This is a genomic window from Anaeromassilibacillus sp. SJQ-5 (assembly GCF_054108045.1).
Window position 1 is genome coordinate 3,487,998 of sequence record NZ_JBPJWQ010000001.1, and the last position, 21,513, is coordinate 3,509,510.

General features: G+C 61.1%; 22 protein-coding genes and 1 riboswitch. Of the genes, 3 read left to right on the plus strand and 19 right to left on the minus strand.

Going from position 1 to position 21,513, the window contains the following annotated elements; genetic code table 11:
- Positions 1–33: 33 nt before the first annotated feature.
- The 11 genes from ACSAMM_RS15065 to ACSAMM_RS15115 form a co-directional block, all read right to left on the minus strand.
- Positions 34–561, minus strand: a complete 528-nt coding sequence (locus ACSAMM_RS15065; protein WP_457792102.1) for a hypothetical protein — start codon at positions 559–561, stop codon at positions 34–36.
- Positions 562–677: 116 nt separating this feature from the next.
- Positions 678–1,739 carry an ATP-binding protein gene (locus tag ACSAMM_RS15070; RefSeq protein ID WP_178722429.1) on the minus strand — a complete coding sequence of 354 codons (1,062 nt, stop codon included), beginning with the start codon at positions 1,737–1,739 and terminating at the stop codon, positions 678–680.
- Positions 1,736–2,407 (minus strand): response regulator transcription factor, encoded by a 672-nt coding sequence (locus tag ACSAMM_RS15075; protein ID WP_457792104.1) that lies wholly within the window; start codon positions 2,405–2,407, stop codon positions 1,736–1,738. Before ACSAMM_RS15075 ends, ACSAMM_RS15070 begins: the two co-directional genes overlap by 4 nt.
- A 319-nt stretch (positions 2,408–2,726) precedes the next feature.
- Positions 2,727–3,374 carry an adenine nucleotide alpha hydrolase gene (locus ACSAMM_RS15080; RefSeq protein WP_178722425.1) on the minus strand — a complete coding sequence of 216 codons (648 nt, stop codon included), beginning with the start codon at positions 3,372–3,374 and terminating at the stop codon, positions 2,727–2,729.
- A 17-nt stretch (positions 3,375–3,391) separates the two neighbouring features.
- Complete coding sequence (locus ACSAMM_RS15085) at positions 3,392–4,117, minus strand: ECF transporter S component (RefSeq protein WP_457792106.1); 726 nt, start codon at positions 4,115–4,117, stop codon at positions 3,392–3,394.
- Positions 4,093–5,775, minus strand: coding sequence for an ABC transporter ATP-binding protein (locus ACSAMM_RS15090; RefSeq protein ID WP_457792108.1), 1,683 nt, complete (start codon positions 5,773–5,775; stop codon positions 4,093–4,095). The genes ACSAMM_RS15085 and ACSAMM_RS15090 overlap by 25 nt, the downstream gene beginning before the upstream one ends.
- Positions 5,748–6,602 (minus strand): energy-coupling factor transporter transmembrane component T, encoded by an 855-nt coding sequence (locus ACSAMM_RS15095; RefSeq protein WP_457792109.1) that lies wholly within the window; start codon positions 6,600–6,602, stop codon positions 5,748–5,750. The genes ACSAMM_RS15090 and ACSAMM_RS15095 overlap by 28 nt, the downstream gene beginning before the upstream one ends.
- Positions 6,603–6,663: 61 nt before the next feature.
- Entirely contained in the window at positions 6,664–7,428 is a 765-nt protein-coding gene (locus ACSAMM_RS15100) for a DUF4430 domain-containing protein (protein WP_457792110.1), read from the minus strand.
- Positions 7,429–7,499: 71 nt separating this feature from the next.
- A complete protein-coding gene (locus ACSAMM_RS15105) occupies positions 7,500–10,145 on the minus strand; it encodes a hypothetical protein (protein ID WP_457792111.1) in 2,646 nt (881 codons plus the stop codon).
- Positions 10,146–10,283: 138 nt separating this feature from the next.
- Positions 10,284–10,512, minus strand: a riboswitch (cobalamin riboswitch).
- Between the two features lie 222 nt (positions 10,513–10,734).
- Complete coding sequence (locus ACSAMM_RS15110) at positions 10,735–11,205, minus strand: hypothetical protein (RefSeq protein WP_457792113.1); 471 nt, start codon at positions 11,203–11,205, stop codon at positions 10,735–10,737.
- 248 nt (positions 11,206–11,453) lie between these two features.
- Positions 11,454–12,065 (minus strand): sugar O-acetyltransferase, encoded by a 612-nt coding sequence (locus ACSAMM_RS15115; protein ID WP_457792115.1) that lies wholly within the window; start codon positions 12,063–12,065, stop codon positions 11,454–11,456.
- A gap of 167 nt (positions 12,066–12,232) precedes the next feature.
- Between ACSAMM_RS15115 and ACSAMM_RS15120 the strand changes: the two genes are divergently transcribed.
- Complete coding sequence (locus ACSAMM_RS15120) at positions 12,233–13,156, plus strand: DUF4349 domain-containing protein (RefSeq protein WP_457792116.1); 924 nt, start codon at positions 12,233–12,235, stop codon at positions 13,154–13,156.
- 54 nt (positions 13,157–13,210) lie between these two features.
- Here the strand turns inward: ACSAMM_RS15120 and ACSAMM_RS15125 are convergent, their stop codons facing one another.
- The 7 genes from ACSAMM_RS15125 to ACSAMM_RS15155 all read right to left on the minus strand — a co-directional run bounded on the left by ACSAMM_RS15125 (position 13,211) and on the right by ACSAMM_RS15155 (position 19,204).
- Entirely contained in the window at positions 13,211–13,516 is a 306-nt protein-coding gene (locus ACSAMM_RS15125) for a hypothetical protein (RefSeq protein ID WP_178722405.1), read from the minus strand.
- A 16-nt stretch (positions 13,517–13,532) separates the two neighbouring features.
- The gene (locus ACSAMM_RS15130; protein ID WP_178722403.1) at positions 13,533–13,766 is read right to left on the minus strand and encodes a hypothetical protein; all 234 of its coding nucleotides are present in this window, start codon (positions 13,764–13,766) and stop codon (positions 13,533–13,535) included.
- A 17-nt stretch (positions 13,767–13,783) separates the two neighbouring features.
- Positions 13,784–14,668 carry a D-Ala-D-Ala carboxypeptidase family metallohydrolase gene (locus ACSAMM_RS15135; RefSeq protein ID WP_457792118.1) on the minus strand — a complete coding sequence of 295 codons (885 nt, stop codon included), beginning with the start codon at positions 14,666–14,668 and terminating at the stop codon, positions 13,784–13,786.
- Positions 14,669–14,793: 125 nt separating this feature from the next.
- Positions 14,794–15,036 (minus strand): hypothetical protein, encoded by a 243-nt coding sequence (locus ACSAMM_RS15140; protein WP_457792119.1) that lies wholly within the window; start codon positions 15,034–15,036, stop codon positions 14,794–14,796.
- Positions 15,037–15,047: 11 nt separating this feature from the next.
- On the minus strand, positions 15,048–17,408 hold the full coding sequence (locus ACSAMM_RS15145) for a hypothetical protein (protein WP_457792121.1): 2,361 nt from the start codon (positions 17,406–17,408) through the stop codon (positions 15,048–15,050).
- 9 nt (positions 17,409–17,417) lie between these two features.
- Positions 17,418–17,807: a DUF6711 family protein gene (locus ACSAMM_RS15150; RefSeq protein WP_178722398.1), complete on the minus strand. Its 390-nt coding sequence runs from the start codon at positions 17,805–17,807 to the stop codon at positions 17,418–17,420.
- 119 nt (positions 17,808–17,926) lie between these two features.
- Complete coding sequence (locus ACSAMM_RS15155; RefSeq protein ID WP_457792123.1) at positions 17,927–19,204, minus strand: hypothetical protein; 1,278 nt, start codon at positions 19,202–19,204, stop codon at positions 17,927–17,929.
- Positions 19,205–19,427: 223 nt separating this feature from the next.
- Here ACSAMM_RS15155 and ACSAMM_RS15160 point away from each other — a divergent pair, with 223 nt between their 5' ends.
- Complete coding sequence (locus tag ACSAMM_RS15160) at positions 19,428–19,733, plus strand: hypothetical protein (RefSeq protein WP_457792125.1); 306 nt, start codon at positions 19,428–19,430, stop codon at positions 19,731–19,733.
- Position 19,734: 1 nt separating this feature from the next.
- Here the strand turns inward: ACSAMM_RS15160 and ACSAMM_RS15165 are convergent, their stop codons facing one another.
- Positions 19,735–20,241: a hypothetical protein gene (locus ACSAMM_RS15165; RefSeq protein ID WP_457792127.1), complete on the minus strand. Its 507-nt coding sequence runs from the start codon at positions 20,239–20,241 to the stop codon at positions 19,735–19,737.
- A gap of 31 nt (positions 20,242–20,272) precedes the next feature.
- Here ACSAMM_RS15165 and ACSAMM_RS15170 point away from each other — a divergent pair, with 31 nt between their 5' ends.
- Positions 20,273–21,463 carry an IS256 family transposase gene (locus tag ACSAMM_RS15170; RefSeq protein ID WP_457789050.1) on the plus strand — a complete coding sequence of 397 codons (1,191 nt, stop codon included), beginning with the start codon at positions 20,273–20,275 and terminating at the stop codon, positions 21,461–21,463.
- The last annotated feature ends 50 nt before the right edge of the window (positions 21,464–21,513 follow it).

A 21,513-nucleotide genomic window follows, 5' to 3' on the forward strand; every position in this document is an offset into this window, starting at 1 on the left:
CAACGCCATCCTTTCATGGGGGTTGCGCCGCGGTCAGCCGTCCAGCAGGGCGCTGGCCTTTTCGCACACGGCGTAAATCGTCTCGTACTGCCGATCGATGAGGGGGCCGACCTTGGCGGCCCGCCGCCGGCGCAGGCCGGCGTAGCAGAAGGTGGGGAGGATCCAGCCCGCGAAGGCCGGAACCGCCAGCAGAATGCATAGGGGCAGCATGCCCGCCAGGTAGCTGAACACCGACCCGGCCATGAAGGCGGTGCCCACGATGCCGATGAGGAAGGCGGCGGCCGAGGCCCCCAGGGTTTTGGATTTTTCCAGGGCGGCTATCTCCGCCGCGCCGGATTCAAACTGCCGCTGCAGCCGGGTCAGCTCAGCCTTGTTGCGGATTTTGCGATCCCGCTTGAATTTCATGGTCACGCGGGTGAGCCCCTGGACGCAGGGGGTACAGGCGTCCAGCCTCCAGCCGAAGCTGGGATAGCTGTCCGCGTACACGGCCTCCATCTGCCGGTCGGCGGCGACTTCCATATACTCGTAACCGATAAACCCGTTTCCCTTGTTGGTTTCCATAGCTTCAGAACCTTCCAGTCGGTATTTCAGCGGGCGGAAAGCCCGGCCGATGACACCAGTATGCCGGAAGGCTGTTGGAAAATTGTCGCGGAAATGTTTACGAAATATGAAAACGCTCAGCCGTCCACGGGGAGGGTGACGGTGAAAACGCTGCCCCGGCCGAGGGCGCTGGCGACCTGGAGGCGGCCGCCGGTCAGCTCCAGCACCCGGTGGGTCAGGGCCAGCCCCAGGCCGTTGCCCTCCCCGGAATGGGAGGCGTCCCCCTGATAGAACTTGTCGAAGATATGCCGCTGCGTTTCCTCGTCCATGCCGCAGCCGGTGTCCGCCACCTCCACCGTCACCGTGTCGGCGCCGGAGGTCTGCCGCAGCGTCACCGTCCCGCCGGGCTCGGTGAATTTCAGGGCGTTGGACAGCAGGTTGTTCCACACGATCTCCAGCAGGCTTTCGTCGGCGCGGATCACCGCCCGATCCTCGATGTCCGCCTCAAACGCGATCCCCTTGCTTTCCCACAGCTCCTCAAAGGAGAGGGCGCAGTCGCACAGCTGGCGGCACAGGTCAAAGGGTTCGGCGGCCGGGGGGATTTCCTGATTTTCCAGCTTGCTGAGCTTGAGCACGTTGGAGACCAGGGCGGTCAGCTTCCGGGAGGCGGCGACGATGGCGCCGGTATAGTCCCGCCGCTCCTCCTCGGACAGCCCCTCCCGCTGCAGGGCCATGGCATAGCTTTGGATAACGGCCAGGGGGGTCTTGATTTCGTGGGAGACGTTGGAGATGAAATCGCTCTTGAGGGTTTCGATGCTGGACAGCTCCTCCACCATGGTGTTGAAGTCCTCGGCCATCACGTCGAGGTAATCCCGCTTATCCCCTTTGTGCACCGGCTCCACGTACACGGAGAAGTCCCCGCCGGCCACCGCCTTGGCGGCCGCGCTCAGGCGGCGCATGGGCAGGTCGAACCGTTTGCGGATCTGGTAATGGGTGACCAGGCTGAACACCGCGGCGACGATGGCCCAATAGCCCGCCATCCCCCAGATAAAGCCCGCCGGCACCGGCTCCAGCTCCACGTAGGCGCTCAGCACCAGGGCCTGCCCGGCGCTGAGCACCGCCAGCACGGCGAAGGTGATGAAAAATTCTCCCCCGGAAAAGTGCCGGGCGGTGACCCGCTGGTCGGGTGCCCCCCTCATACCGGCACCGCCTTGTAGCCCAGGCCGTGGACGGTGACGATTTTGAAGTCGCCGCAGCCGGAGAATTTATCCCGCAGCTTGGTGATGTACACGTCCACCGCCCGCAGGCTGGTGTCGCTGTCCAGGCCCCAGAACTCGTCCATCAGCTGGGCCCGGGAGAAGGTGTGCCGGGGATAGGACAGCAGCTTGAACAGGATGTTGAATTCCCGCACGGTCAGCGGGATTTCCTCCCCGTTCACCGCCGCGCTCATCTCGTCGGCGTTCATGGTCAGAGAGCCGACGGTCAGCTTTTTTTCGCTGGCGATGTTGGCGCGGCGGAGCAGGGCCCCCACCCGCAGCACCAGCTCGTCCATGTCCGCCGGCTTGACCATGTAGTCGTCCACACCGGCGCGGAAACCCCGCCGCTTGGAGGCGAGGTCGTCCCGGGCGGTCAGGAACAGGATGGGGATGGCGGCGTTGAGGCTTCGCACGGTTTCGGCGAACTCGAAGCCGTCGATCTCCGGCATCATGATGTCGGAAATGATGAGATCATACCGGCCGTTGTACATAAGGTCGTAGGCCTCCCGGGGGTTCCGGCAGCCCTTGACGGCGTAGCCGCTGCTGTTCAGGTAGGTGCAGACGATGCGGTTGAGCCTGTCGTCGTCCTCCACCACCAAAATGTTCACCATGGCAATCCCCGCTTTCGTTTCGCTCCCTTCCAGTATACCAGAAAATGTTTCTAAAATGTTTATGAACGCAAGAAAAAAGGGGGGCTGTTGCAAAACTCTTTTTGCACCCCCTCCCATTCGGATAGAGATTGTAGGGGCGAGCAGTGCTCGCCTGCGAAACGGCCCCACCGCCATGGGATACGGGCGAGCAATGCTCGCCCCTACAAGGCCGTCGCAATCCAGCGTCCCCGTCCAGCCGCTTGCCGACTTTTTGACAGTCTGAACAAATTGGGGCTGTTGCGAAAAGGGGTAAAACCCCTTTCGCAACAGCCCCCTTTGGCTATGGCAGGAGAAAATCCATGGCGGCGTGGGTGCCGAAGTGGATGACCGGGCCGGGGCGCACGGGGAGGGGATGGCGGAACAAAGGGCCGCCGGTGACCAGGGTGTGGTATTCCCCGTTTTCCCCGCAGATATCCGCGCCGGTGGCCGCGATGGCGGCCAGGGTGGCCTCGTCCAGCGTCCGGCCCAGGAAGGAGACGTCCAGACAGTCGAGCCGGACGAGCTTGATCACCGCGCGGAAGCCCGCCTCCACCCCTTCCCGGGCCAGGGCCGCCCGCCCCTCCCCCCACAGGGGCAGCAAGCAGGAAAGCCCGGCGGCGGCGCAGCGCTCCTCGTCCCACTGCCGATGATCGGGGATGTCGATGTCCCCGAAGGCGCAGGCCTCGGCCCCCAGGGCCTTGGCCCGGGCCAGCGCCCTCTCGAAGGAGGCGTTATAATCCGCGGGCGGGCAGGGGCAGGGCAGCAGGGGCAGGGACATGGCCGCGGCTGTCTCCTCCAGAATGGCCAGGGGGATACCGTGGAACCAGGAGCGCTCCTGCTCCGGGTTATACGTGGCCAGCAGGGCGACAGGCTGATGCCCCTGGCATTTCAGCCGCCAGAGGGCCAGGGCGCTGTCCTTGCCGCCGCTGTAGGACATGACGAAGTGCATGAGCAGCCCCCTTTCCTTTACGCGGCGGTCTCCAGCAGGCCGTATTTGCGCCTCAGCCGTTCCAGCTTCTCGATCATCGCCGGGCCCAGGATGGCCAGGAACAGGACGGTGGCGGCGGCGTGAACCAGGTCGAAGGGCAGGCCGGAGGCGTACACGGCCAGCAGCCCCGCCCAGTTGAGGGCTGTGCTGCCGAACATCAGCAGGGAGCCGAAATTGACGATGGCGCCGTAGAGAATCAGGGTGGACAGCCCGCCGTACACGCACAGCGCCACCCGCCCCCGGGGCAGGGCTCCGGGCCGGAACAATACCCCGGCCAGAAAGCCGATGAGCCCGAAGCCGAACATCTGCCAGGGGGTCCAGGGGCCCTGTCCAAAGAAGAAGTTGGACAGGAAAGCGCTCATGGCGCCGGTCAGCAGCCCGCTCTCCGCCCCCAGGCAGACCCCGGCCACAATCACCAGGGCGGACACCGGCTTGATCTGGGGAGCCCAGTAGAAGGCGGCCCGGCCGGCCACCGTCAGGGCCACCAGGGTGGCGATGACCACCAGCTCCCGGGCCATGGGCCGCCGCCGCTCGAAGGCCACGGCGAAGGGCACCAGGGTGCAGGCGATGATCAGCAGGCTGATGAGGTAATATTTTCGGTCGTCGAACACCGTCACCCCCAGGGCGATGAGGGCGGGGACGGCGCACAGCATCACCAGGGCGGCCAGGGTGCGGCCGCTCAGACGGCGGCGTGTCGGTTGCATCGGTCAATCACATCCTCGTTGGTCACGGCCCCGGCCATCAGGTGGCGGGACATCCGGTTGGCGGCGGTGGTGTAGAAGCTGTTGCCGCTGAAAAACGGCCGGGCGGGGGCGGTCACCACCGCGCCGCCCTGGAAGAACAGGGTGCACACGTCGGCGTGACGGGCGCAGAACTCCACGTCGTGGGAGACCATCAGGATGGTGGCCCCCTGCCCCAGCAGCCGGCGGAAGATGCCGGCCAGCTTCTCCTTAAACTGGGCGTCCAGGCCCTTGGTCGGCTCATCCAGCAGCAGGATTTTCGGCCGGAGCAGCAGCACCTTGGCCAGGGCGGCCCGCTGCTGCTCCCCGCCGCTCAGGTCGTAGGGGTGGGCGTCCAGCCGTTCGGACAGCTCCACCTCCTCCGCCGCCTGGCGGGCCTCCCGCTCCCGCTCGGCCTTGCTCAGCCGACTGTCGGTCATCTCAAGGAGATCCAGCAGCAGCGTTTTTTTGACAAACAGGGCCTGGGGGTTCTGGGGCAGCACCCCCAGGCAGCCGCGGAACAGCTCGGCGTCGGTGTAGGTCTCCACCCGCCGGCCGGCCAGGGAAACGCTACCCCGGTAGGGGCGGTTCAGCCGGCTGACGAGGGAGAGGGCGGTGGTTTTGCCGGCCCCGTTGCCCCCCACGATGGCGTGGAGGGTGCCCGCCCGGACGGTGAGGGACAAATCCTTCAGAATGTCCTCCCCCTTCTTTTCGTACTTGAACCAGACCTCCTTGAAGACGATGACCGGCTCCCCCTGCGGTTCGGGCGCGGCGGGGGGGAGGCTGGCCGCCAGGGCCGGCTGATCCAGGGGCAGGGAGGAGAGGAACCGCCGCCCCTCCTTGACCGTCACGGGACAGGGAACGTCCGCTCCGACCCCTTCGACACCGGCGTAAATCCGCATGGCGGCGGGCATGGCGGCGAACAGGCCGCTTTTCTGCCGACGGAGCTGCCGCCCCACCTCGCCGGGAGAGCCGTCGGCGAGAATCCGCCCGCCCTCCATGGCGATCGCCCGGTCGGCCATGGGCAGGGCCTCCTCCAGCCGGTGCTCGGTCAGCAGGACGGTGACGCCCAGCTCGTTGTTGATTTTCCGCACCGTGTCCAGGAAGCCCGCCGCCGCGATGGGATCCAGCTGGGAGGTGGGCTCGTCCAGAATGAGGACGCTGGGCTGCATAGCCATAATGCTTGCTAAATTTAACAATTGTTTTTGTCCGCCGGACAGCTCGGTCACCTTTTTCATAAACCAATCCTGGATGCCGAAGAAGCAGGCCATTTCCGCCACCCGCAGGCGGACGGCCTCCTGCTTTTCCCCCAGGCTTTCCAGGCCGAAGGCCAGCTCGTGCCACACCTTGTCGGTGACGATCTGATTTTCCGGCTGCTGGAGGACATAGCCGATGCAGGCTGCCTGTTCCCGTAAGGACAGCTCCCCGATGGGCCGCCCGTCGAACAGGATGACGCCCTGCCGCTGCCCGTGGGGGGTGAGGATGGGCTTCAAGTGGCGCAGCAGGGTGGTTTTCCCGCAGCCGGAGGGGCCGCAGAGCACCACGAATTCCCCCGGCTGAACCCGCAGGCTCACCCCGTCCAGGGCTTTTTCGGTTTTTTCCGGGTAGGAAAAGCTTAAATCTTGGATGTCAAACGCGCCCACTTGATGTCCTCCCAACCATTGACGACTAGCGGAAATGAAAGCAAAGCGGCGTAGGCCGCGTAGAAGACGAAGCTGAGGGGGGTGACCGGGGGGATGCGCACGGCGGGAAAATAGACCGCCGTGGTTTCCCCCAGGGCCAGCCCGACGAGCAGCAGGGCGGTCAGCCCGCCCAGCAGCCCGAGAGAGGCTTTGTCCCGGCTATCCAGCCGGAAGTTGGAAAAGGCCGTCCGCCCCGGAAGGCCGTAGCCCCGGCACCGCATGGAATCGGCCGTGTCCACGGCGTTTTCCAGGGCCCAGGTGATGAGGATGGAAAAGATTTTCAGCCCGTTCTTCGCCCGGGTGAGCAGGTTGCCCTGGGAGATGTCCCGCCCCACGCATTTCTGGGCGTTGGAGATGATTTTCAGCTGGGCGGCGAAGCGGGGGACGAAGCGCAGGGCCATGGAGAAGATGAGGGACAGGGCGGGGATGATCCGCCCGAAGAGGTACAGGAATTTATCCGAGGTCATGACCGCGTTGTAGCAGGAGAACCACAGCAGCACCGACGCGAACATCACACCGCTGGCCGCGCCGAACAGGATGGCCTCCAGGGTGATGGGGTTGTCGTTGACGTAGACGAGAATGGTCACGCCGGCGTGGTTGAGCAGGGGGTTGAGGACGGCCACCAGCAGAAGCAGAGGCAGCACCCCGAGGAAGAACAGGCGGGCGGTCTTCCGGCCGCCGAGCCGCAGGGCGTAGGCCAGGGCGGCTGCCAGGGAAATCCCCAGAAAGACGGGATGCATACAGAACATGCCGAAGAAAACAGCCGCCGCGAAAAATAGAAAATTCACCGCCGGATGGAAGGCGGAAAAGCTGTCTTTCAGGGGAATTCCTCCTTTCTGCCGCGTGCGCTCAGTCGTTCTGCTCCAGGAAATCGCAGCCCACGTCCCGGCCCAGGTCGCAGGTGTACCGCCACCGAATGGCGTCCCCCTGCTTGACCGTGTACCGGCTGCAGCCGTAGTTGGGGTACCACCCGTTGACCTGATACGTCCAGCCGGACAGGTCGCCGCAGTCGAATTCGTACAGGTTCTGGATGGCCTCGATGTACCGGCTGTTGTAGACGGGCGTGTTGCGGGAAGCCATGTGGATGCGGTACTTCTTCATCTCCCGGTTCAGCACGTCGTAGACGGATTCCCCTTCGTAAAAGAGCACCGTCCGCTCCTTGTAGACGATGCCGTCCGCCGGGAGGACGGACAGCTTTTCCTTTTTCAGCTTGTCCTTGTTGTCCAGGATGGTCAGGCAGTCCACCGACAGAGTGCAGGTGCCGGTCTTTTTCCGGTTGACCTCCGTGTCCTCGGGGTTGACCGGCTGGGGCTTGCCTTCGGGGACGGGGTCGGTCTGGTACTTGTCCTTGGTGGTCGCGGCGGTGGGCTTGGCGGTCGAAGCGGCGGTGGAGCCGGCCGGCGGGGAAACCGTCGTCGTTCCGGTCGCCGCCGTCGTCGCGGCCGTCGTTTCCGCCGGGATGGCGGAGGAGGCGGAGGGGGCGCTGACGTCGGCCGATCCGGTGGACGAGAGCGGTGGAATTACCGCCACATCGTCGGGGAACTCGATTTTACACCCGGTCAGCGCGGCGGCGCACAGCAGCGCCGCGAGCAGCAGGGCGGCGAATCTTTTCATAAGAAGGCTCCTTTGACAAGGACGCGCGGCCCTGCTGCGTCGTTCGCTTCAGGGCCGCGTGCCGATTCGGATTACCGTTTCCGGCGCACAGCGTACAGCAGCGCCGCGCCGGCCAGGGCCAGCACCGCCGCCGCCGGCAGGGCGGAGGCGACGCCTGTATCGGGGGACGCGGAGGCGGCCTCGCCGAAGAAGAAGTCGGAGCCCTGCGTCACCGTAAAGACGGCGGTGCCGTTTTTCACCGCCACCGGTCCGGCGGCTTCCGCTTTGCCTGTGATCGCATTATATCGGTAGAGGGTATAAGTACCGTCGGCGCGGGAGACGGGGGCCTCCACCGTCATGGGGCCGGGCAGAGCGCCCTGATGGGCGAAGGAGAAAATCACCGCGTCGGGCGACAGACGGCGGATGGCCGTGGCGTTCTGCGAGGTGAAGGACAGGCCCATGGTGAAGGAGAGAGAGGGATCGGTGATGGCCGTGCCGGTAAAGGCGACGGTGTAGCTTTGGCCGTCCGGGGTCACGCCGGGCACCGTGTAACGGGTGTCCGAGCCGAAGATGGTGGCGAACACATCGGCCTCCACCCGGCCCGCCAGCAGGCCGTCGATGACCTTGCGGGCGTACAGCACATCGTCGTAGCCGGTAATGTGCTTCCTATCCTTCTCCCCGATGGCCTGGTAGGCGGCTTCCAGCTTCTCCACCGTTTCCTTGTCCTTCAGGGTGACGTTCAGGGGCTGAATGTCTTTGAAGATGCGATCGTTCAGCGCGGTCACCGCCTGCTCGATGGCGGTCAGCCGCGTTTGCAGGGCGGTCAGGCGGGTGGCGTCCACCAGGGCTTTCACCGACGCGTTCTGGGCCGCCAGCAGGTCGGCCACGGCCTGCACCGCGGCCTTGTCGTCCAGGCAGAGGGCGGCCTCCTCGGGCAGGGCGGCGATTTTCGCCGTCAGCTCGGCGGCCATGGCCTTGTCGGTCAGCTCCTGCACCCGGGCGATAGCGGCCTTCAGGGTGCCGATGTTGTCCACCAGCGCCTGCCCCTCGGCGGACAGGGCGTTATACCGGGCCAGCAGGGCGCCCAGGGCCGCGGCGTCGTCCTTGGTCACGGCGGCGGGATCCAGCGCGCCGATGGCGGCCGCGATGTCCGCCGCCTCGGCCTTCTCGTCGGCCAGCAGGGCCAGCCGTTCCAGCATGGCGGTCAGCTCTCCGCCGCGGGTGACAGCGGCCTGCCCGGCGGCGTCCAGCCCGTCGAAGCGGGCCTTCACCCGGCTGACCTCGAAGGCGTCGGCCAGCTGCACCGGGCCGCTGGCGGCCAGCCGCCCGATGGCGTTATCCACGTCGGCGGCGGTATAGAGGCCCTTGGCGGGATCGGCATGGCCGAAGGCAAAGAGGTTGCCCGAATCGTTGACGTAGTAAATGCCGCCGTCCCGGTCGATGGTCGCGGACTGGGTGCAGTATTGGACGGTGGAGGGCTCGGCGAGCACCGTCATGTCGGGCGTGGTCTGGCCCTGCTTGTCGGCGATGAGCACCAGGGAGGAGGGGCGTTCGTACTGGGTGACGTACAGATAGACCTGCCAGCCGTTTTCCTCGGTGGCATAGGCGGTGGTCAGGACGGGGGAGGACTGGGTCTTCACATCCACGCCGTAAATGAGCTCAAGGGTATCGGCGTCCAGCACCGAGAAGCCGGCGGTGGACTGCACCCCGCCGCCGCCCACGTACACCCGGCCCTTGAAGACCAGGGGGCTGGAGGTGACGTCGTTGCCGATCTTTTTGCTGATGAGGGAGGCGGGATCGAATGTGTAATCACCGTTAATTTTAACAGAGTGTATGTATCCACCCTTGCTGGTGAGGAACAGGCGGCCGGTTTCCCGGTCGTAATGGGCCGTGCTGCGCACGCCGCCCGCCTCGCCCGGCAGGCTCAGCCGGGCGTACACCTCGTCGGTGTCCGGGCTGTGCAGCACCACCTCGCCGGCCTCCCCGGCGAAGGCGACGGCATCCCCCACGATGGCCGCGGCGCTCCAGTAGTAGCCCTTGGCCCCGCTTTCCGGGGCGTAGGTCCACGCCGGCTGCTTGACCTCGTCGGTCTTGGTCGGGTCGTCGTCGGCGGTGGAGAAGGCGTAGAAGCCGCCCACCTTCGCGCTGCCGTCGGAGACGCCGGTGTAGATGTGGCCGTTATGGTACACGATGGCGGACAGGGGCTGGGCCTTTTCGCCCAGCGGGGCCGATTGCCACACCATCTCCAGGGTCTCTTGATCGTAGGCGTAAATCACGGCGGTGCTGACCTTGTCCACCGTGGCGGCCCGGGGGACGAAGATTTTTCCGTCGCCGGAGCCGATGATGGAGAAGAACTGGTTGCCGCCGGGGCAGGCGCCCTCGGCCAGGATCTCGCCGGTGCGTTTATCCAGCTTGAGCAGGGCGCTCTTGGAGGGGGCCAGGACAAAAACGGCCTCGTCCACCACAATGGGGGTGCCCATGTTGGCGAACCAGCCGGAGCCGTATTTCACGGCCCATTTTTCCTCGATATCCGCGGCGGTGAGGGGCGTTTTGGCGTCCGTCACGCCGGGAGAGCCGGACTGGCCGCGGAATTGGGGGAAGTCGAGAGGGGAGTCCGCCGTGATGGCGGAGGAGGCACCGGTTCCAGCCGCCCCCGCGGCCGCCGATGGGAGGCAGGCGGCGCCGGCCGCGACGGCCAGTGCCAGCAGCGCGCTGAACAAGCGCTTTTTCAGTTGCATGGGGCTACATCCTTTCTTCGCCGGTCGGGTCGTCCCGCCGGTCTGCTGCGAACAAAAAAGAGAGCCGGTTTCGGCTCTCTATCCCGCGCAGCGGGGATGCGCTCCCCTGCGTCTGGGCGCGATTTCCCGCCGAAATCCCGCGTGTCCCGGCGTCAGGCAGGTCTCCTGGCTCGAATTCCACCTACTCGCTTTCCGTCTTCCCAGAGGGTATCCAGTGACTGAAGCGCCGGCCTGGCCGGGGCTTCCCGAAAGCTTTCGTCCTTCTCACAGTAGCGGGGGCTGCCGCGGTTTCGCACCGCGTTCCCTTTTCATCCGCGCGGCCCCGGAAAGCCCGGAGCGACGCGGAACCGTACGCCGTTATTCGATTTTGTTCCACCGCCCATTGTAGCCCCGGAAGGCCCTCCCTGTCAAGGGACGGGCGCGGGGAGCGGAATATTTTCCAAAAACAGATGAAAAAAGTTGGCCCGGGCCGGGCGGAGGAATCGGCGGCCCGAAAAAGCTCCCGGCCCCTCCAAATTGTCCGAAGGGGCCGGGGAATCAGGGCTTTTCACGGTGGCCGCAGCGTCAGGCTTCTTATCCAAACGTTTTTTTATCCTTTTTCATGTTTCCCGCATCGTTTTCCGGCCTTCAGAAGGCCGATATTGGCGCCGTAAAACACAGGAAGAAGCACCAGCAGCCAATAGAAATCTCGGAAAAAGTGAAAAACGCCATAAACGGGTATCCATACCATAATCGCCGGCAGCAGCCATACATACCACGCAATGCTTTGAGATGCCAGCTGCAGTATAAAAGCTGTCAGGGTCGCTGCCATGGATATTCCCAGATAAGCGGAAAGGATGATGACATATCGTTTGCCGCCATATTTTCCAAACAGAAACGACATGGCGAGTACCCCTATTAAGAGAAGGCTGGAAACCAGGGGTTCGGCGATTTTGCATTGCAGCCGGCCAAAGAGGAAGCTCTCCATATTCAAAAGCATCGCCCCAGCATATAAAACGCAGACGCAAAGGATGCTTAAGCCAAGAGCCTTCGATGGCCTTCTAATTACAGATTGGTTCATAATTCCCCACCAACGTCATGATTTCCGTTTTACTATTTGGATTTGGCCTCGTGCTTATGGCGTGATCCATATGGGTTCCTATTCATTATATTCTATTACCATTATAAAATCCAGTATATTTTATCAACAAATAAATATAAAATTTATATAATAATAAATGTATTCATTAAAATTGCGGCTAATTGACAATGACTATAGACACGCTGCGGGCCGAAAAAAAGCCCGCCGGTCGTCCGGCGGGGCTTTGCTTATTCCAGATCGATGGGGCGGGTTTTGTCGTAGACCTCGTAGTCCCGCTCGCTGATTTCCCGCAGTACCCGGCAGGGGCTGCCCACGGCCACCACGTTCGCCGGAATATCCTTGGTCACGACGCTGCCCGCGCCGATGACCGTGTTGTCCCCGATGGTCACTCCCGGCAGGATGATGCTGCCCGCGCCGATCCACACGTTTTTACCGATGGTCACCGGCAGATTGTACTGGGCCTGCTTGCGGCGCAGGCCGGGATGGATGGGATGGGTGGCCGCGTCAATGGTGACGTTGGGGCCGATCATGGTGCCGTCTCCGATGTAGATATGGGTGTCGTCCACCAGGGTGAGGTTGAAGTTGGCGTACACGTCCCGGCCGATATGGGTGTGCCGGCCCCAGTTGGCCCGCAGCGGCGGCTCGATATAGACGTTTTCCCCCACCTCGGCCAGCAGCTGGCGGAGCAGCGCCGTCCGCTTTTCCCCCTCGCCAGGGCGGGTCTGGTTGAAATCGTACAGGATTTCCAGGCAGGCCGCCTGTTCCTTCATCAGGGTTTCGTCGTTGCAGAAATAGAGCTTCTGCCCGTGCATCCGCTCGAGAATTTCCTTCATCTCCATGGGGAGCCCTCCTTAACTATTGGCTGTCCCGTCCAGTGTACCCCGCCGCCGCCGGTTTTGCAACCCTTTTCCGCGCGGGGCAGTTGTTACGAATAATTCTCCAGTTTTCATTGAAGTTTGCGGAAATATATGGTATGCTTTGCCTATAACAGAGAGGAGGGGATCGAATGTTCAAGCGATTGGCGGCCGGGCTGCTGGCCCTGCTGCTCTGCCTGGGCGCGGCGGGCTGCGCGGGCGCGGCCCCCGGGGGTGCGGCGCCGGGCCAAAAAGATTACGGCAGCGGGGACAGCCTGAACACGGACGAGGGGGAGCGGGAGGCGGCGGCCGACCGCAAGCTCATCAAAACCGTGGAGCTGGAGCTGGAGACCCGCACCTACGACGCCTTCATGGACAGCCTGAACGCCGGGCTGGCCGCGGCGGGCGGCTATGTGCAGCAGTCGGATATCCGCGGCGGCGCGGGCAGCGCGGGGCGGTACGGCTCCATCGTGCTGCGGGTGCCCGCCGACAAGCTGAACGGGTTCCTGGAGGCGCTGGCCCCCCATGGCACGGTGCTGGCCCGCACCGAAAACGTCCAGGACGTGACCATGGACTATGTGGACGTGCAGAGCCGGCTCAAGGCCCTGCGCACCGAGCAGGAGGCGCTGCTCGCCCTGCTGGAGAAGGCCACGTCCCTCAGCGACATCCTCACCCTGCAGGAAAAGCTGACCGGCGTGCGGGGGGATATCGAATCCTATGAGACCAAGCTGCGCACCATGGAAACCCTGGTAGCCTACAGCACGGTCACCCTCCGGCTCAGCGAGGTGGAGAAGGAAACCGTCGTGGAGCCGGTGGGGATTTGGCAGGAAATCGGCGTCCGCTTCTCGGACAGCCTGTCCGGCGTGGGCCACGGCCTGCGGGCGGTGTTCGTCTGGTTCGTCGGGTCGCTGCCCTATCTGCTGCTGATCGCGGCGATGGCCGCCGTGGCGATTCTGGTTGTCCGCTTAGGGCTGCGCCGCAGCCGGCGCCGCCGGCAGACAAGGCCGCCCTATGCGCCTCCCGCCGCCGTCCCGCCGTCCGCCGACGTTTCCCCGGACAGGGAGCCCAAAGAGTAACCAAAGAGTAAAGAGAGCCGCCCCGGAGCCGAAACTCCGGGGCGGTTCCGCTTTTTATCCCTGCTTTTGGCCCAGGGCCTGCAGCTTGCCGATGAGGTCGCTGACGTAGTTGGCGCCCCGGGAGGCGAACAGGCCGGTGAGCGCCGTGCCAATCCAGGGGGCGGCGAAACGCAGCCCCAGCGCGGCGTACAGGTCGGCCCCCGCCGCGAAGCACAGGGCGATGGCGATGGCCGCCGCCGACAGCTGTGTAATCGCCGTTCGATAGTCCTTTTCGGTGAACATTTTCACGATGCTTTTGACGTACTCCACCACGGCCTCCACCGTCACGGCCAGGGCGAGAATGAGTAAAATCCCCTGCATATATCCGTCTCCTTTCTTATCCGACGCGCTGTTCCTCGTGCCGCTCCAGGTCGGCGATCCGATGGTTGGCCACGCCCATTTGTTCCTCCAGCCGGTAGGTGCGCTCGATGAGGCTGTTGTGCTTCTCCACCTTGGCCTCCAGCTTCTGCAGCCGGAAGTTGGTCAGGCGGCTGGAAGCCAGCACCCCGCCCGCGCTGCCCGCCAGCGTCCCGAACAGGGCGATGAGGGCCACGGCGATTTCATTTGACACGTCTGTTTGCCTCCCGTTTATTTCTTGACGACGCGGCATTGCAGCCGGTCGAAAGGTTTGCCGAAGCTGCCGGCGTAGCCGTCGCTGCCCTCGCCGTAATCCCGCACCCAGGGGTAGTACTCCCGGCCCATGGCGGCCACCCGGTATTCCACCGCGCAGTCCGGGAGGCCGACCAGCCGCATTTGCAGCCCGTCGGCGTCCTTGCCGTACAGCCCGGCGTAGTCCTGGGTGTCCTTGACCCAGGGCAGCCAGCGGCCCCGCAGGTGCACCCGGTATTCGATGCTGCCTCGGGAGAGCCTGGCCCGCACGCCCTGGACGGGGCGGTTGGGGTAGCCGGCGTAGCCCAGGCTCCCCGCGCCGTAGTTGGTGATTTCCGCCAGCCATTTGTTGGCCGCCGTGTACACCTGGTAGAGGATGTCGGGCGCTTCTCCCGGCGGGACGGGCTTGTTCACGCCGAAGTAGACGTACCAGCTGTTGCCCTTCACCATCCGGTTGCCGTCCTCCTCGTCGAAGCGATAGGGCGACTCCCGGGTGTCCACGTGGACGGCGGCCCGGCTGACCGCGCTGCCCACGTTCCAGCCGATGCCGGTGAACCCCACGTCCTCGGCGGCCAGCAGGATGGGCTGGCCCTGATAGCGGACCTCCTTGCCGTTTTCCATGTGCCAGCAGTTGATGTCCGCGGCCCGCCCCTCGGCGTGGCGGCTGGCCTTCGCGTCGGTGCGGTAGCCGCTGGTGATGATGATCTTGGTGCAGTCCAGCCGGGCGTAGAGCGCCTCCAGCTGGTCGATGAGCGTATCGTCTATCAGAATGTTGTCATTGCCCGGCTCCGCGAACTCCCGCACCTTGAAGTGCGGCGAAAGCTGCGTGGAGCCGTCCTTTTTCAGGGAATAGGTGTGTACCATAAAACTGGCCTCCTTGATACGCCGGCGGATTCCCGGCGGCGTCCGCGGGCGGACAACCGCCGCCCGCGGATCTTTACCCTATCAGTGTATTCTGGTATGCCGGTGAAGTGCGAGGGAAATAGGCGTTAAATCTCGGGTACAACGGCGGGCTCTTCCGGTTCTTTCTCTCCCCATAAGGTGAAAATGGCCCGCTGATAGTTTTCGGGCAACAGTTCCCGCACTTGATTTCTGCCAAAAGCATTGTTACCCAGACACATCCGTTCCGGCAATCCCACGGGGATGTTTTTTCCCTCGTCCATTACATACTTTTGCTTACGGATATTAACCACTTCGTCGGAAAGTTCAGACAGGTAATATTTTACAATCACAGGTAGGCCTCCTAACACAAATACATGAGGTTAAAACGGATATTATATTGAAAGTTTTTAGGCATTATAGAGGTTGATAAATCTCCGCAGGTATCATATTGGTGCGCCATATACTTTAAAGCGGCATAATCTCGGTATACCAGAATGTGAAGTACATTTCGCATACATGTACCCGTGTAGTCACTGAAAGATGACCCGCTGGAATAGCCGACTGCACCAAAGCCCAGGCAGTCATCCGGCGTGGACGCGGCGATTGGCAAATTTAGTCTGCAGGGATTGCTGTCGCCGGAAAGCAATGTACACGACAGTCGGCCCTGGCAAAAAACGAATCGGCCGATTTTGTAGTAATACCCGAATGTACCTCCGTCGTTATAAGTCCAGCTTCCTGTTACAAATCGCGGCTTCCATGTCCCGGACTCCACCGGCAGGTTGCCTTCGTGCCATATGTCGTCGCCATTAAACGTTAAGTAGGTTGCATTCATAGATATCGAACTGTAGTTTTCCTTGCTGTTTTCACCGTAGTAGGTCGTATCCATGCCGATATCTGCATAAGCACCCTCTCCAACGTCATAGCTTGGATTAATGGAACGAAGGGCGATTTGCGATGTATAGTAATCGTTGCCCAGGTAACTCTCGTGCTTTTCCCCTAAACATTCGATTCTCAGCCGGTTTCCGGCGGACTGTATCAAATCCTCCTTGAGGTTTTGTCCTCTTACATCCTTGCCAACGACAAATTTTCGATTGTCTCCCTCATCGGTTATCCGCAAACCGACATAGGGCTCGTTTTGACTCGCCATAGTATCCACCGGATATTTGGTGACCTCGGCCTTCACGGAATGACTGCCGTCCAAATAAATCTGCGTGGAATATTCCCCCACCATTTTCAGCACCTGCTCCACCGTGTCGTAGCCGAACACCGTCTTGCGGCCCTCGGTGCCCTTGGGGCTGTCGTAGATGGCCAGGCCCTCGGCGGTGAACTCCATGTAGCTGCTGACCTTGTCGTTGAGGAAATCCATGGTGATGCCGTCCTTGGTCTGCTGCACGGCGGAGGAAATCACCGTGGTCTTGTCCGCCGCCGTTATCCACGCGCTGCCGTTCCATTCCCGCAGCACCGGCGGATCCGCCTCGTCCTGCCAGAGCCGCCCGGCTTCCGGGTTCTCCGGCGGCTCGGGGCCTATGTAGGGCACCTGGGTGACGATCTCCGAAATCACCGATTTGCTGTGCTCCACGTCGGTTTCCAGCACGTGGGATTTGCGGTTGAGCGCCTTCAGGCTTTCGCCGATCGCGCCCTTCTGCTCGCCGGCCTCCGCCGCCTTGCCGGTGGAAGCCAGGGTGTCCCGCAGCCCGCCGTTGTAGGTCAGCGTGTGGGTCATCACCGGCAGCGCGGCCGTCCGCCCGTCCCGCAGCGCGACGGTCAGGATGTCCCCGGCCTGGACGGCCGGATTGCCCCGTGCCTCGATTTCCATCGGGGCGTAGGGCCGCGCCCCCATCCCGTCCAGAATGTTCTGCATAATCGGCGCGTAATTGGTCATGCCGTTCAACCCATAAAGCAGCGGGTTGCCGGTGATGACGTAGCTCACCCCCGGCTCGCCGATGGTGCGGCCCACGTCGTCTTCCTCCGCCCGCACTGTCAGCTCGGTCACGGCGGGCACCGAAAAGCCTGCCTCCTTCACGGTGAAATAGTCGTCCAGGCTCAGCGGAGCGTCCGCGGCCGCGTAGGTCTTCACCTCCAGCCGCCCCGACCGATCCATCCGGGCGAAGCCGCCCGCCGCCTGGGCGATATAGGCCAGCAGATTGCGCCCGCTTGTCTCCCCCTCAAAGGCGTTGCCGGGCGTGATAGCGCCGTTCGACACGAGGCCGCCCGGCTCCACCTCCGCCACATAGCACAGGGCGGTGAACAGGCTGTAAATGGTGTAGGGCAGCATCAGCGTCCGGGATCTCCCGCCCATGGTCAGGACGATATGGGTTCCCTTGGACTCGATGGTCACCGGCTGCTCCAGCCGCAGCATCCTGTCGCTGAGCTTCAGGGTGATTTTGCCGTCCTGGTTCTCCACCGAGGTGATGGCGAACACCCCCATGGGCACCGTTTCCTCTCCGCTTTCCGTCAGGAAGCCCAGATGGGGGATGAGCTCCTGCCCGGTCTGGAACACGCCGTCCAGCGCCCCGTCCAGGTTCAGCAGCACCGCCTCCGCCTCCGAGCAGGCGCACACCCCGGGGACGAGATCCTCCCCGCCGCCGCACAGCTCGGTGATTTTCATGGACTGGATCACGTCGCCGCCGTATAATTTCTCATTGCCTTTGTAAAGATAGCCCACCACCCGCCGCTCGTCGGCGGTCGCGGCGGCCTGAAACGCTGGGGATACCGATACCATAATGAATCCCTACCTTTCCACAAACGTCAGGCTCAGGCCGTTCCACAGCCTTTTGGCCGGGTCATAGCGGACCATGTCCACCCCCCGATCCTGCACGTAAAACTGCCGGGTGGCCTCCCCCTCCAGGGGGTCGGGATAGGTGATGTAGACGTACAGGGGGGAGACGGCCTGTAAAATGGTGCGCAGCTCCTTGTCTGTCAGCGCGTTGTAGGACAGGGACAGCGTGCGCTTGGTGCCGATCCGGTCCCGCACCACCAGCCCCGACGCGCTGCGCTGCTCCGAAGCCGTCAGGTCGGAGAGGCTGACGTTGAAGGCGGCGGGGGTCTTCAAATCTGTCAGGTTCCAGGTGTCCTCACCGATGGAATCGCCGATGAGCAAAAATTTTGGGTAGTACCGCATAGGTGGCTCCTTTCCCGGTAGAAATTTCCAAAATCCGACTTGCCGGAATGCCCGGCTTGTAGTATACTGGTAAATAGGAAAATGCTGGAATCCGCTTTTGCGCGGGATCAATGGGAAAATCAGACCAGAATGGGGCAGCGGCCTGTCCGGCGGGTGATGGCGTTGACGTTGTCCGACACCACCTCGGCCACCTTCGTGCCGTCCAGGATCAGCTGGATGACCCCGCCGCCGTTCTGGCCCATGGCGGCCTTCACCGCGCGGTAAACGCCGGCGGACACCGATTCGACGATTTGGTCGTTGTTGACCACCGCCGAGCGGGAACCGATGGTTCCCACCAGCTCCGGCCCCGCCTCCCGGGCAATGAACATCTGGCCCATAGAGGGGAAGCCGCCGGAGGCAGCTCTTTTTATATCTGGTGGATTTACATTAATATTGATACCGAAATCGGCAGAGGTTACTCCATTGGTAGAATGTCCAGATAGTTTTACAACAAGATAGAGGGCTTTTGCCGCGATCACAGCTGCTGTAGCTATAAACAAAAGGCCTGCACCGGCGGCTAATAAGCCTACTCCAGCATATAGCATACCAGTGCCGCAGATTGAACCAGCGCCTCCTAGCGCCGTAATCATGCCGACAACAGAAGAGGCTATGCCTAAAAGGGTACCAATGATTCCTAAAGCATCCCCGAATCCACCCGAAAGCTGAGATATTTGGGAAACTGTAGGGCCTAAAGCTTTTTCTATGGCCCCGAAAGTAAGACATACAGTTCCTCCCATGATTGTAGCAGCCCCTCCAATGAGGGCAAAAGCGGTGGCAAAGCAGCCTGAGATGGCGGTAGCAGTTATTGCACTGCCAGAACTCATAAAGGCGAATGCGGTTGTAATTCCGAGCAGCATGCTGGTAATCGTTAATCCGAATGCAGCGCTGATATTGCTAAAGCTAACTGAAAAAATCGATTCTAGAATAAGACAACTGGCTCCAACCCCCGCGTTTAATAACATTGTGCCCGTCAACATGGCAGCAATGGTTGCCATAAACATATCTGAGATAAGCAGGCCGGTACTTTGAAAATAAGATCCTATGTTTATAGATGTTTGTAGACAGCCTGTATCCAACAAAAGTGTTGCCGAGCTGAAGTTACCCACGAAATTTGAAGCACATGTAGCAGCGGAGGCATCAATACCGGCAAAGGCGGTGCTAAATGATGTGCCCACTGATAAGGCTGATGTATCAAATGCAGTTGTAGCGGCAATAGCAGTTTGATCGAAAACCGGAGATAGCCCAGCCACCTGTGTTTCGAATGTGGCTCGAAAAACATTAGCGGATGTAGCTGCGGCTTGCTCAAATTGTGTTAGGCTACTCAATAGAGCATTGACATCGAATGATGTATTGGCCAAGACGATTCTCCTTTCTTTATTATTAAAAATTTAGATTAGTAGGGGGCTGTTTGTAACGAAAAAATATAAATGGATTAAGTATGGCCTTATCATATTACAATGCATAATGCTAGTAATATTAGTAGTGTGTTTAGTATTGTTTCTTACTGGGAAAATCCCTTATGAAATCAACATGCTGTTTGTCATATTAAACTCTATTGTGGTGATAGCACTAGCTCTTTATATGAGATGGTTTCGTAAGCAGGAAATGCTATGGAACTCTATTGAGTACCGCGTAAATGCCAGAATTGATGGCAAAAGACGTGTGCCTGTACTTGATCTACATTCACCTAGATGGCCTCCTGCCGGTGCTTATGTTGTATTGTGTGTTTTTGAAAATGGGATTTCAAAGGAGATCGTTGTACCAGAAAATTTATATTCTGCATTACCGATTGGACAATGTGGTATTTTAACTTTTAGAGAAAATACTAATAACGCATGGTTAATTAAATTTGAGCCGTTTCCATACTATATGTCGCCGCTCTACTAGTTTAATTTGAATTGTGAACATCTCGCCATTCTTTTGCATAAGTATTGACACGTTCTTTAATTTCCCACCAGTTCTGCTGCTCTTTTTTCTCGAATAATTTCGGGAACGCGTCTTCAAGCGTTGGATACCTTTTGGGATCGTTCATAGCTATACCTGCCAGTGCCGCGCCATTGTATACGATCCAGGCGAGAAGCCGGGCAAATTCTTGTGTTCGTTCCTGATGGGCTTGAGAGGCTAGGGCAATCTCCTCGACACTCATGGTTCCGATATCTCTCCAAGAAACACCGGAAGCTAAGGCGGTGTAATAGAGATATTCCGGGTAGTGTTCATGCGGGTCAGGCGCGTCTACGCCTGACCCTTTTTGAAAAAACCCGAGACCTCGAACAGGCCGTTGACCTCCTGCATCAGCTCCTCGATGGAGCGCCCGATAAGGTAGAATAAGTTGCGCAAATTGAAAAAGGGATAAAAAAAGAGACATAGTTTGCAGTCTTTGGTAGAATGAAGTCACGACACACCATTCTGAAAGGAGACAATAAACTATGTCCGAGAAAATTGTACAACTAAATGAGGAAGTAATCAAGGGTGAAATCAGGGAACTGGTGCGTGGGAGCGTGGAGGAGACCCTCAACGGCCTGTTGGAGGCGGAGGCGCAGAAACTGACCCAGGCGGCGCGCTACGAGCGCAGCGAGGAGCGGCAGGCCTACCGCAGCGGTCACTACCAGCGTAACTTGACCACCAGCTCCGGCGACGTGACCTTGAACGTCCCTCGTTTAAAGGGAGCAACCTTTGAAACCGCCATCATCGAGCGGTATCGCCGCCGGGAGAGCAGCGTGGAGGAAGCGCTGATTGAAATGTATCTGGCTGGAGTATCTGTGCGCCGCGTGGAGGACATCACCGAGGCACTGTGGGGCAGCAAGGTGTCCCCCTCTACCATCAGCGAACTGAACAAGAAAGCCTATGTCCACATTGAAGACTGGCGCAACCGCCCCTTACAGGGCGGTAAGTACCCGTATGTGTATGTAGACGGCATCTACCTGCGCCGCAACTGGGGCGGAGAGTATGAGAATGTGGCCGTACTGGTTGCCATTGCGGTTAACGAAGACGGCTACCGCGAGGTGCTGGGCGCTGCCGAGGGTATGAAAGAGGACAAGGCTAGCTGGGTCAGCTTCTTTCAGTGGCTCAAAGGGCGGGGTCTGGAGGGCGTCCAGCTCATCGTGGGAGACAAATGCCTCGGTATGCTGGAAGCTGTGGGAGAGGTGTACCCGGACGCGAAATACCAGCGGTGTGTGGTACACTTCTACCGCAACGTGTTTTCCTGCGTCCCACGCACCAAGGGGAAGCTGGTGGCCAAGATGCTCAAAGCAATCCATGCCCAAGAGAGCAGAGCCGCCGCCCAGGCGAAGGCGCGGGACGTAGTGACCGCTCTGCGTGAAATGAAACTGCCCGAGGCGGCGAAAAAGGTAGAGGATGGGCTGGAGGAAACACTTGCTTACACTGCTTTCCCCTATGAGCACTGGACGCGCATCCGCACCAACAATGTGATTGAACGTCTTAACCGGGAGATCCGCCGTCGCACTCGCGTGGTGGGGGCTTTCCCAGACGGTAATTCTGCCCTCATGCTTGTCTGTGCCCGGCTGCGTCATGTGGCCGGCACTCAGTGGGGCAGCAAGAAGTATATGAACATGAAGCATTTAGACGGGGCGTGTGACGATGCCTCTTTTGCCGGTTGACTTCTTTCTGTTTTTGACTGCAAACTAATTTGCGCATAACTCTTGACACT